Source organism: Rhodopseudomonas sp., from assembly GCF_048594845.1.
Lineage (GTDB): Bacteria > Pseudomonadota > Alphaproteobacteria > Rhizobiales > Xanthobacteraceae > Rhodopseudomonas.
The window spans coordinates 1-15,716 of sequence record NZ_JBMDXE010000212.1 but is presented as its reverse complement, the minus strand read 5'-3'; the positions used below and the strand labels follow the sequence as shown (position 1 = coordinate 15,716).

Genomic DNA, 15,716 nt, shown 5'->3' with positions numbered 1-15,716 from the left:
GGCACAGATAGCCGCACCAGACGCGGCCGCCGAGCGCGTTCATCAGGAACAGCGCGACCGCGGCGACGATCAACAGGCCGGTGAAGTAATAGATTTCCTGCGGCCACAGCTCGATGAAGAAAAAATAGAAGCGATTGTTGGCGAGGTCGATCAGCACCGCCTGATCGGGAGCGCCGAGACCGCGATTCCAACGCACGAAAGGCAGGAAGTAGTAGATGCCGAGGCACACCGCCATCAGGATCCACTTGGTCCGCCGGAACGGCCCCGTCACGCTCTGCTGGTAGATTTTCTTGCCCGCCGCATACAGAGGACCGTCGTCCTCGTCGGGGGTGAAATCGACTTGGCGCAGCGGCTTATTCATATCGGGGCTCGTTTTTGTTGTTGTGTCGTCGAGCATCGGCTCGTTCCGTCTTGTCGTGTCCGGGGCCGGACTCTCGGGCGCCCCCGCCACCCGAGGAGTCCGTCCGGCAGGAGGCGGCTACTTGCCGCCGCCCAGCGAGTGCACGTAGACCGCCATCGCCTTGATGGTGGCCGGGTCGAGGCGCCCGATCCACGCCGGCATCACGCCGCCGCGGCCGTTGGTCAGCGTCTCGATCATGGTGGCTTCATCCGAACCGTACAGCCAGATCTTGTCGGTCAGGTTGGGCGCACCAAGCTCCGGATTGCCCTTCGCTTCGTCGCCGTGACAGGACGAGCAGGTCTCCGCGAAGATCTGCTTGCCGGCCGCGAGGTCGGCGCCCGGCTTGGTCGACAGGCCGGACAGCGAGCGCACGTAGTTCACCACGGTGACGATCTGGTCCTTGGTCAACAGGCCGTCCTTGCCGAATGCCGGCATGTTGCCCATGTGGCCTTCGTCATTGCCGGAGCGAGCGCCGTACTTGATGGTCTGCTCGATCTGCTCGAGCGAACCGCCCCACAGCCAGTCGTCGTCGTTGAGGTTCGGGAAGCCCTTGCCGCCGGCGGCGCCGGAGCCGTGGCATGCGGCGCAGTTGTCGCCGAACACCACTTTGCCCTTGGCGCGCGCCAGCGCCAGCAGCGCCGGATCCTTCTCGATGTCGGCGAGCGGAGCGGCGGCCAGCGCCGCCATCTTGTCGCCGCGCACCTTGTCGAGGTTGGCGAGGTCGACGGCGAGCTCGGCACGGGACGAGTAGCCGAACAAGCCCTTGGTGTAACCGTCCATCAGCGGCCAGGCTGGATAGACGATGAAGTAGCCGATCGACCAGATGATGGTGGCGTAGAAGGTCCAGATCCACCACCGCGGCAGCGGCGTGTTCAGTTCCTTGATCCCGTCCCACTCATGGCCGGTCGTGGCGGTGCCGGTGACCTTGTCGATCTCGGCGTGATGTGCGTGGTCAGCCATGGTCCTATCAATCCTCTCGCAGCGGCATACGCGCAGCGTCGTCGAAAGCCGTCTTGTTCTTCGGCCACAGCGCGTAAGCGACGATGGCGAAGAAGATCACCATGAACAGCGGCGTCCACCACACGGTGACGAAGCTGGATACGAAGTTCTCGACCGAGATGATCGCTTTCATGTCTCCACCTCAGCGCAGATTGGCTTTTTCGTTGTAGAGCTTGAAGTCGACCAGCGTGCCGAGCATCTGCAGATAGGCGACCAGCGCGTCGAGTTCGGTCGGATCGCCGCCCTGGCCGTCGAAATTACGGACGACGGCTTTCGGGTAGCGCTTCAGGAGATCGGCGGCGCCGGCGCTGTCCGGATCGATCTGGGTCTTCAGATCGTCCGCAGCCTTGGCGACGTCTTCGTCGGTGTAGGGCACGCCCAGTGTCCGGTTGGTGCGCAGGTGATCGGCGATGCTCGACGGATCGACCTTGTTGCTGGCCAGGAAGGCGTAGCTCGGCATCACCGACTGCGGCACGATCGACCGCGGGTTCTTCAGATGCGCGACGTGCCAATCGTCGGAGTACTTGCCGCCGACCCGGGCGAGATCCGGACCGGTGCGCTTGGAGCCCCACTGGAACGGATGGTCGTACATCGACTCCGCGGCCAGCGAGTAGTGGCCGTAGCGTTCGATCTCGTCGCGCAGCGGACGGATCATCTGCGAGTGGCAGAGGTAGCAGCCCTCGCGGATGTAGACGTTGCGGCCGGCGAGCTCGAGCGGGGTGTAGGGGCGAACCCCGTCCACCTTCTCGATCGTGCTCTTCAGGTAGAACAGCGGCGTGATCTCGACCAGGCCGCCGACCGCGATGACGAGGAGAATACCAACGATCAGGACGATCGAGTTCGTCTCGAAGATCTTGTGACGATTCCAGAAAGACATCGATCTGTTCCTTACTCGGCGGCCTGCATGGCGACGCGCGGCTGGGCCTCCGACGATTCACCGACGCGAACCGTCATCCAGAGATTGTAGGCCATGATCAGCGCGCCGATCAGGAACAGCCCGCCACCCGCGGCGCGGATCGCATAGAAGGGATGCATCGCCTCGACGGTTTCGATGAACGAGTATTCGAGGAAGCCGAGCGAGGTGTAAGCACGCCACATCAGACCCTGCAGGATGCCCGACACCCACATCGCCGAGATGTAGAGGACGATGCCGAGGGTCGCGATCCAGAAGTGCCAGTTGACCAGGCGCAGGCTGTAGAGCTGCTTGCGACCCCAGACCCCCGGCACCAGGCAGTAGAGCGCGCCGAAGGAGACGAAGCCGACCCAGCCGAGCGCACCGGAGTGCACGTGGCCGACGGTCCAGTCGGTGTAGTGGCTGAGCGAGTTGACCGCCTTGATGGCCATCATCGGGCCTTCGAAGGTGGACATGCCGTAGAACGCGACCGACACCACCATCATGCGCAGCACCGGGTCGGTGCGGAGCTTGTCCCAGGCGCCCGACAGCGTCATCAGGCCGTTGATCATGCCGCCCCAGGAGGGCATCCACAGCATGATCGAGAACGTCATGCCGAGCGTCTGCGTCCAGTCCGGCAGCGCGGTGTAGTGCAGGTGGTGCGGACCGGCCCAGATGTACAGGAAGATCAGCGCCCAGAAGTGGATGATCGACAGCCGATAGGAATAGACCGGCCGCTCCGCCCGCTTCGGGATGAAGTAGTACATGATGGCCAGGAAGCCGGCGGTGAGGAAGAAGCCGACCGCGTTATGGCCGTACCACCACTGGAACATCGCGTCCTGGACGCCGGCCCAGGCGATGTACGACTTGGAGCCGAGCAGCGAGACCGGCAGCGTCGGGTTGTTGCCGAGATGCAGCACCGCGATGGTCAGGATGAAGGCGAGATAGAACCAGTTCGCAACGTAGATGTGCGGCTCTTTGCGCTTCATCAACGTCGCGACGAAGATCAGCAGATAAGTCACCCAGACGATCGTGAGCCACAGGTCGGCGTACCACTCCGGTTCGGCGTATTCCTTCGACTGGGTGACGCCGAGCAGGTAGCCGGTACCCGCGATCACGATGAAGAAGTTGTAGCCGATCGCGACGAACCAGGGCGCGAGGTCGCCGGCGAGGCGTGCCCGCGTGGTTCGCTGCACGACGTAGAAGGAGGTCGCGAGCAACACGTTGCCGCCGAAGGCGAACACCACCGCGGAGGTGTGCAGTGGCCGCAGCCGGCCGAAATTCACCCATTGGGCGATGTTGAGGCCGGGATACGCCAGCTCGAGCGCGATGTAGAGGCCCGCCGTGAAGCCGGCAATGCCCCAGAACATCGCCATGAAGGACAGGAACTTGATCGGGCCGAGATTGTAGTTCGGCACGCCGTTGATTTCCTGCGGGGGCAGGCCGGAGCGGCGGCTGTAGCGGGTGATGATCGCGAAGACGGCCCAGGCGCTGAACGCAGCGCCGAGAGCGGCGTGGAAGGCGAAGGGCGCATCCTTGGCGAAGATCGTCGCGTAGATGCAGAGCGCCGTGGTCAAGGTGAACACGAGCGTCAGACCACCCTCGCCAAGGGTGATCCGTTTGGATGTGAGAGCTTGATTCATCTGATCAATCTTTTCTCGGCGGGGCAGTTGGTCGCACCAAACCTGGAATCCGTCGAGGTCGATTGATCGAAATCAAATTGCATCATTTTGCGGCATATCGACCTGACCGGCGAAGCGCAGCTGTCGGATTCGGCAGGAAGTGCAGCAGAGCAAGCGGATCGCACGGCGTCGCCTCGGACGAGCACGAGGCATTTTCAAGAGCGATTAACAGCTGCTTTAGACCAAGGGATGAGCTGCGCCTCGCGCAACTGATAGCCACTTGCGGATGCTTACGCGCGAGGTGAAGCGGCGCCTCTAACGTTGCGTCTTACTATCGATAAACAAAATGCCCCTCGGACCGTCATGGCCGGGCTCGTCCCGGCCATCCACGCCTTCGGCGTGAGATCCTCAGCAAGGCGTGGATGCCCGGGACAAGCCCGGGCATGACGTTGGGAGATTCAGTGCTGGACGGTCAGGGCGTCTTTCGGTCAACAGCCTGTGTCACGTCAACAGCCCGGCGCTTAGGCGCGCTGGCTCTCATACGCCTTGAGGTGGGTGTAGATCACGCGGAGCCGGTCGACCGGCAGGCCGGCGGCGTCGCCGCGGGCGATCAGGTCGCCAATGACGTGGTCGGCCTCGATCTTGGCGCCGGCCTGGATGTCGCGGAACATCGAGGCAGTGAGTTTGGAGCCGGCCGCGAGCAGCATGCCGCGGGTGCGCTCGACGAATGGCGCGCGCGGCGGGTGGCCGGCGGCATTGGCGATCGCGCTGATCTCCTCGAGCACACCGAGGATGAACTCCGCGCCGCCGGGCGCCGCCAGGATGTCGCCGACCGGGGCGCGCATCAGGCTGGTGCAGCCCGCGAGCGTGGCCAAGAAGGTCCACTTCTCCCACATCTCCTGCATCACGTCGGTCGAGGCGTTGACGTCGAAGCCGGCGCCGCCGAGCGCTTCCGCGATTGCGGTCGCGCGCGGGCTGGTGCCGCCGTCGCGTTCGCCGAAGGTGATGGAATTCATCGGCGCGAGCTGCACGACATGGCGCTGGGCATCGAGCATCGCCGCGATCACGCATTGGCCGCCGAGCACGCGGTCCCGGCCGAACTTGCTGTCGAGTACGTCGAGGTGCCGGAGGCCGTTGAGCAGCGGCAGCACCGTGGTCTGCGGCCCGACGCCGGGCGCGAACGACGCGACTGCGTCGTCGAGATCGAACGCCTTGCAGCTCAGCAGCACGACGTCGTAATTGGGCTTCAGCTCGGCCGACTGCAGCGCCGGCGGATTGGCGATCGTTGCGTCGCTATTCGGGCTCTTGATGACCAGACCGTCACGCGCCAGCTCAGCGGCGCGGCCGGGCCGCACCAGAAACGTCACGTCCCGCCCCGCCTGCAACAGCCGCCCGCCGAAGTACCCGCCGATAGCCCCGGCGCCGACGATCAGAATCCGCATATGAACGCTCCCCCATTTGAATACCGGCTTATCATCGCGTCGGCCGACCGCCCAGCGCAGCCGCTTCATAGCTGCCCTTCACCTCGTCATTGCGAGCGAAGCGAAGCAATCCAGCGCAGTGTACGTGGCTGGGTTGCTTCGTCGGCTACGCCTCCTCGCAATGACGAAAGCGCTGAGTGCGGGGCTCTGAGGCCGCTCATATGCGGCGTGACGATGCTGCCCTTCTCACAATGACGAGGCTGCTTGGCTCACCACTTCTCGCCGAACGGCCTGATTTCCATCTCGAAGGTCCAGGCGCTTTTCGGCTGCTGATACAACTGCCAATAGGCGCCGGCGACGGAGGCGGGCGGCATCAGCAGGTCGGGATTGTCGAGCGCCTCCTTGCCCCACAGCTGCTCGCGGCGCTCGCGGACCCAGGCGGTGTCGACGCCGGAATCGATGATCAGATGCGCGACGTGGATGTTCTTCGGCATCAGCTCGCGCGCCATCGCTTGCGCCACCGCGCGCAGGCCGAACTTGGCGCTGGCGAAGGCGGCGAAGCCGGAGCCGCCGCGCAGCGACGCGGTCGCGCCGGTGAAGAAGATCTTGCCCTGCCCGCGCGCCAGCATCAGCCGCGCCGATTCACGACCCGACACGAAACCGGCCCAGCACGCCATCTCCCAGACCTTGCGGAAGACGCGGTCGGTGGTGTCCAGGATCGGAAAATTGACGTTGGCGCCGACGTTGAAGATCGTCACTTCGAGCGGCGCATCGGCGTCGGCGTCGTTGAGAAACGCCGTGACCTCGTCTTCCTTGCGGGCGTCGAGCGAGCGCGCGACGATCTTGCCGCCCGCCGCTTCGATCTCTTCGACCAGCGGCTGCAGCTTCTCGCCGTTACGCCGCCCGGCGAACACGGTGAAGCCCTCCGACGCGAACTTCTTGGCGATCTCGGCGCCGATATAGTCCCCGGCCCCGATCACCGCGACGGTGGCGTTGCGTGGCGTCATGCTGGCGTCTCCCGGATTGCTGAGTTTTGGCTAGGCTCTTCGAAGTGATGCGCCAGATCCTCATCCTGAGGAGCGCGCTGTTGCGCGCGTCTCGAAGGATGAGGCGGCACGGCCGTGGCCTCATGGTTCGAGACGCCCGGCATGGCCGGGCTCCTCACCATGAGGGTCTGGCTCTCACTCGCTCTCAGCCGTACATGTCCTCGACGTCGCGGAGCTGTTCCTTGCCGAAGAACATCTCCTTGCCGACGAAGAACGTCGGCGAACCGAACGCGCCGCGCCGTACGGCGTCTTCGGTGTTGGCGATCAGCTTGGCCTTCACCTCCGGCTCCTGCGCCCGGGTCAGTAGCGCCTTGCCGTCGAGGCCCGACGAATTCAGCGCCGCCACCGCGGTCTCGAGATCGTCCATCTTCTTCGGCTCGACCCACATGTGGTGGAACGCGGCCTCGACGTATTTGTCGAACACGCCGTCGAGCTGCGCCGCGACGGCGGCGCGCATCAGGTTCAGCGTGTTGACGGGGAAATGCGGATTCCACACATAGGGCTTCACCGCAAAGCGCTTGAGGAAGCGCTCGGTCTCGACCGCGTGGAATTCGCGCTTGTTCTTGATGCCGGCCAGCGTTTCGGCCGGTGACTTGTTGTTGGTGGCCTTGAAGATGCCGCCGAGCAGCACCGGCACGTACTCGAACCTGGTGCCGATGCGCTGTTCGATCGCCGGAATCGCCTCGTGCGCCAGGAAGGCGTTGGGGCTGCCGAAGTCGAACAGGAATTGCGGGGCGGGTGTGGGCATCGTGTCCTCCGGCGGCGCGCTGCGGCGTCTTATATGATTTTCATCATGTCATCGCAGCCTAGCGGGTCGCCGCGGTGCAATCAACCCGGCCAGGCCGGCTGCGCCAGCCGGCGTGCATGATCGCGGATGTCGGCCGGCCACGCCTGCGTGCAACGCGCGAACTTATCGCGATCGCCCGCGAACAGCGCCCGCGCCGCCTCCTCGTAATCGGGCCGGTCGCCGGCCATCACCGTCATGAAGCGGTGCGCGGCCTCCTGCGCGGCACGCACGCGGTCGGTGTCGGCCGACGCATGGCGCGCTTCGTCGACCAGCCGGCGCAGCGCCACCGAGGCGCCGCCGCGCTGCCGGCCGAGCCATTCCCAATGCCGTGGCAGCAGCGTCACCTCGCGCGCCACCACACCCAGCTTCGGCCGCCCGCGTCCACGCGGCGCATCGCTGTCGGCCACAGGCTCGTTGGCCGGCAGCCGCGCCAGCACCTCAGCCAGCGTGCCCCGCAGATCGAAATCGACCTGCTGGGACGCCGCGTCGAACACCAGCACGCCCGCCTCGCCGCGATCGGCCAGCGGCTTGATTGCCGTCACCACGTTGCGCAGGTCGCCCTGCGCCAGCAGGCGTTCGCCATGGAAGGCGACATAGCTGGGGGTTGTGTCTGCGTTCATGGCGGCGCTCCCGTGCAATCGGCGCCTCAATATTTCATCCGGGTAAAATTGACAAGGCCCGGCTCGCCCTGCTACGTAGCCCGCGCACCAAACGCAGAGGACCACCATGACCAAGCTCGACCGCAAGGCGGCGATCAACGCCTACAAGGAGCGCAAGCCGAAGGCGGCGATCTTCGCGCTGCGCTGCGCGGCGGCGGACGCGGTGTGGATCGGGCCGACGCTCAATCCCGACACCGTGCACAACAAGATCTGGTTCACGCTGCGGCAAGGCAGCCATCCCAATCGCGAGTTGCAGCAGGCCTGGACCGCGCACGGCGCCGACGCCTTCGCGCTCGAGACGCTGGAAGTGTTCGAGCCGGACGAAGACCGCTATCTGCGCGACAACCAGCTCAAGGACCGCGCCGCGCATTGGCGCGACCGGCTGGGCGCCCGCCCGCTCTGAGGCCGGGCGCGGCAGCGCGTGGCGCCGAAATCGTCAACCGCATCCGGCGATTTCGCGTTATGAACGCGCACCAAAACGCCGCGAGGTCCGCAACCGTCATGCTTATCGTCCATCACCTCAACAACTCCCGCTCGCAGCGCGTGCTCTGGCTGCTGGAAGAGCTGGGCGTGCCCTACGAGATCAAGCGCTATCAGCGCCAGCCCGACATGATGGCGCCGAAGGAGCTGCGCGCCGTGCACCCGCTCGGCAAATCGCCGGTGATCACCGACGCCGGCAACACCATCGCCGAGTCGGGCGCGATCATCGAATACATCATCGACACGTACGGCGACGGCCGGCTGATCCCGCCGCCGAAGACACCGGAGCGGCTGCGCTACACCTATTGGCTGCACTACGCCGAAGGCTCGGCGATGCCGCCGCTGCTGCTGAAGCTGTTGTTCAGCATGATGCCGCAGCGCGCGCCCGCGCTGGTGCGGCCGCTGGTGAAGATGGTGGCGAACGGCGCGCTGATCGGCTTCGTCGATCCGCAGCTCAAGCAGCACATGGCGTTCTGGGAAGGCGAACTCGGCAAGAGCGCGTATTTCGCCGGCAACGACTTCACCGCCGCCGACATCCAGATGAGCTTCCCGCTCGAAGCCGCCGCCTCCCGCGCCGGCCTCGACCAGCACTATCCCAAAGCGCAAGCCTGGCTCGCCAACATCCACGCCCGCCCCGCGTATCAGCGCGCGCTTGAGAAGGGTGGGCCGTATGAGATCGGGAAGGCGTAAGTAACAGCTTCAATTCGAATAACGACCAGCGCCCCAGGCACGGCCGCCTCCCTCTCCCGCTTGCGGGAGAGGGGGCGCGCTGTGCTTGGGGAGAGGGAGCGGCTTACAATCGCCCTACCCCATCGGCAGCGGCGTCACCTTGACGCCGGGCGGCGGGACGTCGTCGTCCGGGACGAAGAAATCCGACATCAGTTGCACGCTCGGGTCGACGCGGTAGGGCTCGAAATCGGTGACGCCGGATTCGTACAGGACGCGATCGTCGATGCAGAACTGTCCGGTGAACTCGCGCGACGGCTTGGTCAGGATCGCGTAGGCGGCGTCGCCCATGATCTCCGGCGTGCGGCTGGCGCGCATCATGGCGTCGCCGCCGAGCAGATTGCCGACCGCCGCGGTGGCGATGGTGGTCCGCGGCCACAGCGCGTTGACGGCGACGCCGGCGCTCTTCAGTTCGGCCGACAGCCCGAGCACCACCATGCTCATGCCGAATTTCGCCAGCGTGTAGGCGGTCGAGCCGGCGAACCATTTCGGCTTCATGTCGAGCGGCGGCGACAGCATCAGGATGTGCGGATTGTCCGCCTTCTTCAGATGCGGGATGCAGTACTTCGACACCATGAAGGTGCCGCGGGTATTGATGCCCGTCATCAGGTCGTAGCGCTTCATGTCGGTGGCCTGCGAATTGGTCAGGCTGATCGCGCTGGCATTGTTGACGCAGATATCGAGGCCGCCGAATTCCGCCACGGTCTGGTTGATGGCGTCGATCACCTGCGCTTCGTCGCGAATGTCGCACACCAGCGGCAGCGCCTTGCCGCCGGCGGCGCGGATCTCATCGGCCGCGGTGTAGATCGTGCCCTGCAGCTTGGGATGCGGCTCGGCGGTCTTGGCGGCAATCGCAATATTCGCGCCGTCCCGCGCCGCCCGCAGCGCGATCGCGAGCCCGATACCCCGGCTCGCGCCGGTGATGAACAGCGTCTTGCCCTTCAGTGATGCCATGGTGGTCTCCTGATCGCTCGAAGCGAGATCGCCAAGCAGATTAGCAGAGCAATTCCCGCCCCGCTTGCGGCGAGACGTTGGACGATCCGTGCAAGCCGAAGCAGCCGCGACGCGCAGGGCGAGCTCCCTCCCCCGCCTGCGGGGGAGGGGTGGGGTGAGGGCAAGCCGCGAGTCGCGGCCGCTGCTACGAGCCTGACCCAGCAGGCAATGAACTCACTGCCTGGGGCGCCCTCACCCCAGCCCTCTCCCGCGGGCGGGAGAGGGGGCGTGCCCTGCTCGTGGAGAGGCTTACGTCGAATACCGTCGTCATGCGCGGGCTTGACCCGCGCATCCATCCTCTTTGTGAGAAAGGCATCGTCGAAAGTGGATGGATTGCCGGGTCAAGCCCGGCAATGACGGTCCATGCGATGAACTCTGCTCAATTCCCCGCCGCCGTCGCCCCGCGCGTCCTTGGGTCCGGCGCGCCGTGAAAGCCGGCCTGATCGATAAAAATTGTGTTGGCCGAGGTCTGTCCAAGCGGCACGGCGATGCGGTGGCCCATGGCGCGGAGTGCGTCGAGCGTGGCGTCGGGGAAGCCGCTTTCGACGCGGACTTCGTCGGGCATCCATTGATGATGCAGCCGCGGCGCCGCGACGGCGGCGGCGACGTTCATCCGGTAGTCGATCACATCGACGATCACCTGCAGCACCGCCGAGATGATCCGGCTGCCGCCGGGCGAGCCGGTGACCAGCACCGGCTTGCCGTCCTTCAGCACGATGGTCGGCGACATCGACGACAGCGGCCGCTTGCCGGGCGCCGGCAGGTTGGCGGCGAAGCCGACCAGCCCGTAGGCGTTCGACGCGCCCGGCGCCGCGGTGAAGTCGTCGAGCTCATTGTTGAGCAGCACGCCGGTGCCGTCGGCGACGAGGCCAACGCCATAGGGAAAATTCAGCGTGTAGGTGTTGCTGACGGCGTTGCCCTGATCGTCGGCGACCGAATAATGCGTGGTGTTCTCACCCTCCTTCGGCTGCGACACCGCGTCGGCCGCCGGCGTCGCACGGGTGAGGTCGATGCCCTTGCGCAGCGTCGCCGCGTAGTCCTTCGACAGCAGCTTCGCGGTCGGCGCGTCGCTGAACGCCGGATCGCCGAGGTAGCGGGCGCGGTCGGCGTAGGCGCGCTTCATCGATTCGATCAGCAGATGCAGCGACGGCGGACTGCCCTGCGCATGATCGCGGAGCGCGAAGCCTTCGAGGATGTTCAGCGTCTCGATCAGCACCACGCCACCCGAGGACGGCAGCGGCATCGCCACGATGTCGTAGCCGCGATAGGAGCCGCGCACCGGCGTTCGGACGACGGCCTGATACTTGGCAAGATCGTCCGCGGTGATCAGCCCGCCGGCGTCGCGAACACCGCGCGCGAGCTTGTCGGCGACCTCGCCGCGATAGAATCCGTCGGGGCCCTTTGCGGCAATCGCCTGCAGCGTGGCGGCGAGATCGCTCTGCACCAGCCGGTCGCCGCTCTGCAACGGCGATCCGTCGGCGCGGGCGAATACTTTTCGCGACGTTGGCCACGGCGCCATGCGGCGCTGCCAGTCCGGCAGCGTGTCGGTCAGATCGTCCGCGATGACGAAGCCGTCGCGCGCCAGCGTGATCGCCGGTGCGATCACATCGGCCAGCGAGAATTTGCCGGAGCCGTATTTGTCGAGCGCCAAGGCCAGCCCCGCCACCGTGCCGGGCACGCCGATGCCGAGCGCGGAATTGCGCGACTTCGCTGCATCCGGCTTGCCGTCGGTCAGGAACATGTCCTGCGTCGCAGCCTGCGGCGCGGTCTCGCGATAGTCGATCGCGACGTCTTCGTTCTTCGCTGCGGAGTGGATCACCATAAAGCCGCCGCCGCCGAGATTGCCGGCGCGCGGATAGGTCACCGCCATCGCAAAGCCGGTCGCCACTGCGGCATCGATCGCATTGCCGCCACGCGCCAGAAATTTCGCGCCGACTTCGGCCGCGAGTCTCTCCTGTGCCACCACCATGCCGTGCTTGGCGACCACCGCCGGGGCGGATGCGGCCTCGCGCAGCGCGCCGCCGCGCATGTCCTGCGCCAAAGCTGCGATCGGCGCGAGGCCCAGCGCGGTGATGGTCCACGCCGTCACGATGGTGCGATGAAGAAACGTCATGCTGCTCATTTCGGGTTCCGGGAACGCGGGCGCAGGCTGCTCCGCGCCGGCGAATCCTATAGGGATTGGCCGGGCCGGCCAAATCCGGCGCAGCAAGGGCGAACAATGCGGCCCTTGCGCAGCATGGGCGAACAAAATGGCGTCATCGATCGTCGCGGAGATCACACCGGGTACGGCGCCGCGGACCTATCCGTCACGCGCCGCGGTGCTCGGCTGGATCTTCTTCGACTGGGCGGCGCAGCCCTACTTCACGCTGATCACCACCTTCATCTTCGCGCCCTATTTCGCCACTTACGTCGCGCCCGATCCGGCGACCGGACAATCGCTGTGGGGCTTCGCGACTGCGGCGAGCGGCTTGCTGATCGCGCTGGCCTCACCGGTGCTCGGCGCGGTCGCGGACGCCAGCGGCCGGCGCAAGCCGTGGATCGCATTGTTCGGCGCGATGCTGGTGATCGGCTCGTGCCTGATGTGGTTCGGCAAGCCGGGCGATCCGCATCTGATCCTTCCGCTGCTGATCGCCTACGCGCTCGCCACCATCGGGGTCGAGTTCGCCACCGTGTTTAACAACGCGATGATGCCGAACCTCGTCCCGCCCGAGAAGATCGGCCGCCTCTCGGGCACCGGCTGGGCCACCGGCTATGTCGGCGGCATCCTGTCGCTGATCCTGGTACTCGGTTTTCTGGCCGCGAACCCCGAAAGCGGCAAGACGCTGCTCGGCTTCTCGCCGCTGTTCGGGCTCGATCCGGCGACGCATGAAGGCGATCGCATCAGCGGGCCGCTCACCGGAATCTGGTTCGTGGTGTTCGTGCTGCCGATGTTTCTGCTGACGCCGGATTTTCCGGCCAAGCTGAAAGTGCGCGCCGCGGTGCGCGAAGGGCTGCGAGAACTGCGCGAGACGCTGCGCGACCTGCCGAAACGGCGTTCGCTCGCCGCTTTCCTGATCGCCAACATGATCTACACCGACGGCCTCGTCTCGCTGTTCGCGTTCGGCGGCATCTACGCGACCGGCACCTTCGGCTGGAACACCATTCAGATCGGCAGCTTCGGCGTCATCCTGGCGATCGCCGCCACCTTCGGTGCCTTCATCGGCGGACGACTCGACGACGCGCTCGGCTCCAAGCGGGTGATCGCCGGCTCGATGCTGCTGCTGCTGATCGCGATCGCCGGCATCCTGCTGATCGACCCGTCGCACATTCTGTTCGTCGAAGTCACTCCGCCGCAGCCTGGCGGCGCGCTGTTCGCCGCGCCGGCCGAGCGCGCTTACTTGCTGCTCGGCTGCCTGATCGGCATCGCCGGCGGTCCGCTGCAGGCGGCGTCGCGCACCCTGCTGATCCGGATCGCACCGCGCGATCGCATCGCTCAGTATTTCGGCCTGTTCGCCCTGACCGGCAAGGTCACGTCGTTCATCGGCCCGCTGCTGATCGCGACGGTGACGGCGATCACCGCGAGTCAGAAGGCCGGCATGGCGGTGCTGGTGCTGTTCTTCGTCGGCGGCCTGGCGCTGCTGGCGCGGGTCCGGCCCTCGGCGGACGCGTGAAACCCGGTCCATGGACAAACCCGCCGGCGTGGTCTATATGAGCCGCATGATCCGTCCGACCGCCTCGTTCTGGTACTTCCATTTTAGCACCTCGCTGGCGGCGGGAGGATTTCGCGCGATCTGAAGATTGCAGCAGAGAGATCCGAAAAGCCGCCAGACCTGGCGGCTTTTTCGTTTGAGCCGGCAGGTCTCCCCCACAAGGAGCAGACTGCCGTGTTGACCACCACCGACGACCTTCGCCTGCAAAAAATCACCGAACTGAGTACGCCCGACGAGGTCATGGGCGAGATCCCGCGCACGCTGACCGCGACCCGCACCGTCGCGGCGAGCCGCAGCGCAATTCACGCCATCCTGACCGGAGCCGACGACCGGCTGCTGGTCGTGGTCGGCCCCTGTTCGATCCACGATCCGGCCGCGGCCATGGACTATGCCAGCCGTCTGGCGGCGCTGCGCGAGACCTTGTCCGACCGGCTCGAGATCGTGATGCGGGTGTATTTCGAAAAACCGCGCACCACGGTGGGTTGGAAAGGCCTGATCAACGACCCGGATCTCGACGGCAGCTTCCGCATCGACAAGGGGCTGCGGCTGGCGCGCCATGTGCTGGCGGCCGTGAATAATCTCGGCCTGCCGGCCGCCACCGAATTCCTCGATCTGATCACGCCGCAATACATCGCCGATCTGGTCGCCTGGGGCGCGATCGGCGCGCGCACCACCGAGAGCCAAATCCACAGCGAACTGGCGTCCGGCCTGTCGTGCCCGAGAGGCTTCAAGAACGGCACCGACGGCAATGTCCGGATCGCCGCGGAGGCGGTGAAGTCGGCCGCGCAGCCGCATCATTTCATGGCGGTGACCAAGCGCGGCCGCAATGCCATCGCGGCCACCACCGGCAACAGCGACTGCCACGTCATCCTGCGCGGCGGCGTCGCCCCGAACTACGACGCCGCCAGCGTCGAAGCAGCAGCGGCGGTGCTCGCTAAGAACGGCCTGGCGCCGCGACTGATGATCGACGCCAGCCACGCCAACAGCAGCAAACAGCCGGAGAACCAGCCGAAGGTCACGGCCGACATCGGACGCCAGCTCGCGGCCGGCGATGACCGCATCGTCGGCGTGATGATCGAAAGCAATCTGGTCGCCGGTCGGCAGGACGTCGTCCCGGGTCAGCCGCTGCAATACGGCCAGAGCATAACCGACGGCTGCATCGACTGGGCGACGACCGAGACGGTGCTGCACGAGCTGGCGGGCGCGGTCGATAGCCGGCGAGTGACGCGGCGCAGCGCTCAGCAGGAAGGTGCTGCGGCTTGAGTAGCTAGTCGCAGGGCCGCAATCGCTGGCGTTGCTACTCGCTCTGCGTCATCCTGAGGTGCCCACCGGGCCGCGCGTTGCGCGGGCTGGTGGGCCTCGAAGGATGGGCCGCGGGCACCGTAGCCGCATCCTTGGAGGCGCGCTGCGCGCGCACCTCAGGATGACGACTCTCACTTTGAGACGACTGCTTCAGACGGCTGAAGTACTTCAACCGAGCAACCGCCTCAATGCCGGAAATTACGCGTGCCGGTGAACACCATGGCGATGCCGGCATCATCCGCGGCTTTGATCACTTCGTCGTCGCGGACGGAGCCGCCGGGCTGGATCACCGCGGTGGCGCCGGCCTCGATGCAGGCCAGCATGCCGTCGGCGAACGGGAAGAACGCGTCGGAGGCGACCACCGAGCCCTTGGTCATCGGCGCCGCGAGCTTCAGCACCTCGGCCGCGTCCTGCGCCTTGCGGGCGGCGATGCGGGCTGAGTCGACACGGCTCATCTGACCGGCGCCAATACCGACGGTGGCGAGATCCTTGGCGTAGATGATGGTGTTGGACTTGACGTGCTTGCCGACGCGGAACGCGAACTTCAGGTCGCGCAGTTCGGCCTCGGTCGGCTGACGCTTGGTCACGACCTTCAGGGTCATGTCGTCGACAACCGCATTGTCACGGCTCTGCACCAGCAGACCGCCGGCCACCGTCTTTGCAGTAAAGCCGGCCGCGCGCGGATCGGGCAGGCTGCCCG

14 protein-coding genes and 2 pseudogenes are annotated in these 15,716 nt (G+C 66.0%); 4 read left to right on the top strand and 12 right to left on the bottom strand.

Annotated elements, in window-relative coordinates; genetic code table 11:
• The 9 genes and pseudogenes from ACOJTD_RS14000 to ACOJTD_RS13960 form a co-directional block, all read right to left on the bottom strand.
• Positions 1 to 361, bottom strand: a pseudogene (locus ACOJTD_RS14000) (cytochrome c oxidase accessory protein CcoG); the annotation flags it as partial.
• Between the two features lie 117 nt (positions 362 to 478).
• Entirely contained in the window at positions 479 to 1,360 is an 882-nt protein-coding gene (gene ccoP, locus ACOJTD_RS13995) for a cytochrome-c oxidase, cbb3-type subunit III (protein ID WP_420133509.1), read from the bottom strand.
• Positions 1,361 to 1,367: 7 nt separating this feature from the next.
• On the bottom strand, positions 1,368 to 1,532 hold the full coding sequence (locus ACOJTD_RS13990) for a cbb3-type cytochrome oxidase subunit 3 (RefSeq protein WP_054161737.1): 165 nt from the start codon (positions 1,530 to 1,532) through the stop codon (positions 1,368 to 1,370).
• A 9-nt stretch (positions 1,533 to 1,541) separates the two neighbouring features.
• Positions 1,542 to 2,276 carry a cytochrome-c oxidase, cbb3-type subunit II gene (gene ccoO, locus ACOJTD_RS13985; protein ID WP_420133508.1) on the bottom strand — a complete coding sequence of 245 codons (735 nt, stop codon included), beginning with the start codon at positions 2,274 to 2,276 and terminating at the stop codon, positions 1,542 to 1,544.
• 11 nt (positions 2,277 to 2,287) lie between these two features.
• Complete coding sequence (gene ccoN, locus ACOJTD_RS13980; RefSeq protein ID WP_420133507.1) at positions 2,288 to 3,934, bottom strand: cytochrome-c oxidase, cbb3-type subunit I; 1,647 nt, start codon at positions 3,932 to 3,934, stop codon at positions 2,288 to 2,290.
• A gap of 500 nt (positions 3,935 to 4,434) precedes the next feature.
• A complete protein-coding gene (gene panE / locus ACOJTD_RS13975) occupies positions 4,435 to 5,355 on the bottom strand; it encodes a 2-dehydropantoate 2-reductase (RefSeq protein ID WP_420133506.1) in 921 nt (306 codons plus the stop codon).
• 248 nt (positions 5,356 to 5,603) lie between these two features.
• Positions 5,604 to 6,341: an SDR family oxidoreductase gene (locus ACOJTD_RS13970; protein ID WP_420133505.1), complete on the bottom strand. Its 738-nt coding sequence runs from the start codon at positions 6,339 to 6,341 to the stop codon at positions 5,604 to 5,606.
• Positions 6,342 to 6,525: 184 nt separating this feature from the next.
• Positions 6,526 to 7,128 (bottom strand): 2-hydroxychromene-2-carboxylate isomerase, encoded by a 603-nt coding sequence (locus tag ACOJTD_RS13965; RefSeq protein ID WP_420133504.1) that lies wholly within the window; start codon positions 7,126 to 7,128, stop codon positions 6,526 to 6,528.
• A gap of 80 nt (positions 7,129 to 7,208) precedes the next feature.
• Positions 7,209 to 7,787, bottom strand: a complete 579-nt coding sequence (locus ACOJTD_RS13960) for a DUF2239 family protein (protein ID WP_420133503.1) — start codon at positions 7,785 to 7,787, stop codon at positions 7,209 to 7,211.
• Positions 7,788 to 7,893: 106 nt separating this feature from the next.
• Between ACOJTD_RS13960 and ACOJTD_RS13955 the strand changes: the two genes are divergently transcribed.
• Positions 7,894 to 8,229: a GIY-YIG nuclease family protein gene (locus ACOJTD_RS13955; protein WP_420133502.1), complete on the top strand. Its 336-nt coding sequence runs from the start codon at positions 7,894 to 7,896 to the stop codon at positions 8,227 to 8,229.
• Positions 8,230 to 8,327: 98 nt separating this feature from the next.
• The gene (locus ACOJTD_RS13950; protein ID WP_420133501.1) at positions 8,328 to 8,996 is read left to right on the top strand and encodes a glutathione S-transferase; all 669 of its coding nucleotides are present in this window, start codon (positions 8,328 to 8,330) and stop codon (positions 8,994 to 8,996) included.
• A gap of 114 nt (positions 8,997 to 9,110) precedes the next feature.
• Here the strand turns inward: ACOJTD_RS13950 and ACOJTD_RS13945 are convergent, their stop codons facing one another.
• The gene (locus tag ACOJTD_RS13945) at positions 9,111 to 9,986 is read right to left on the bottom strand and encodes an SDR family oxidoreductase (RefSeq protein ID WP_420133500.1); all 876 of its coding nucleotides are present in this window, start codon (positions 9,984 to 9,986) and stop codon (positions 9,111 to 9,113) included.
• A 418-nt stretch (positions 9,987 to 10,404) separates the two neighbouring features.
• Positions 10,405 to 12,147, bottom strand: a complete 1,743-nt coding sequence (gene ggt, locus ACOJTD_RS13940; protein WP_420133499.1) for a gamma-glutamyltransferase — start codon at positions 12,145 to 12,147, stop codon at positions 10,405 to 10,407.
• Positions 12,148 to 12,274: 127 nt separating this feature from the next.
• Here ggt and ACOJTD_RS13935 point away from each other — a divergent pair, with 127 nt between their 5' ends.
• A complete protein-coding gene (locus ACOJTD_RS13935; RefSeq protein WP_420133498.1) occupies positions 12,275 to 13,675 on the top strand; it encodes an MFS transporter in 1,401 nt (466 codons plus the stop codon).
• Positions 13,676 to 13,888: 213 nt separating this feature from the next.
• Complete coding sequence (locus tag ACOJTD_RS13930; RefSeq protein WP_420133497.1) at positions 13,889 to 14,977, top strand: 3-deoxy-7-phosphoheptulonate synthase; 1,089 nt, start codon at positions 13,889 to 13,891, stop codon at positions 14,975 to 14,977.
• 224 nt (positions 14,978 to 15,201) lie between these two features.
• Here the strand turns inward: ACOJTD_RS13930 and purH are convergent.
• A pseudogene (gene purH / locus ACOJTD_RS13925) lies at positions 15,202 to 15,716 on the bottom strand (bifunctional phosphoribosylaminoimidazolecarboxamide formyltransferase/IMP cyclohydrolase); the annotation flags it as partial.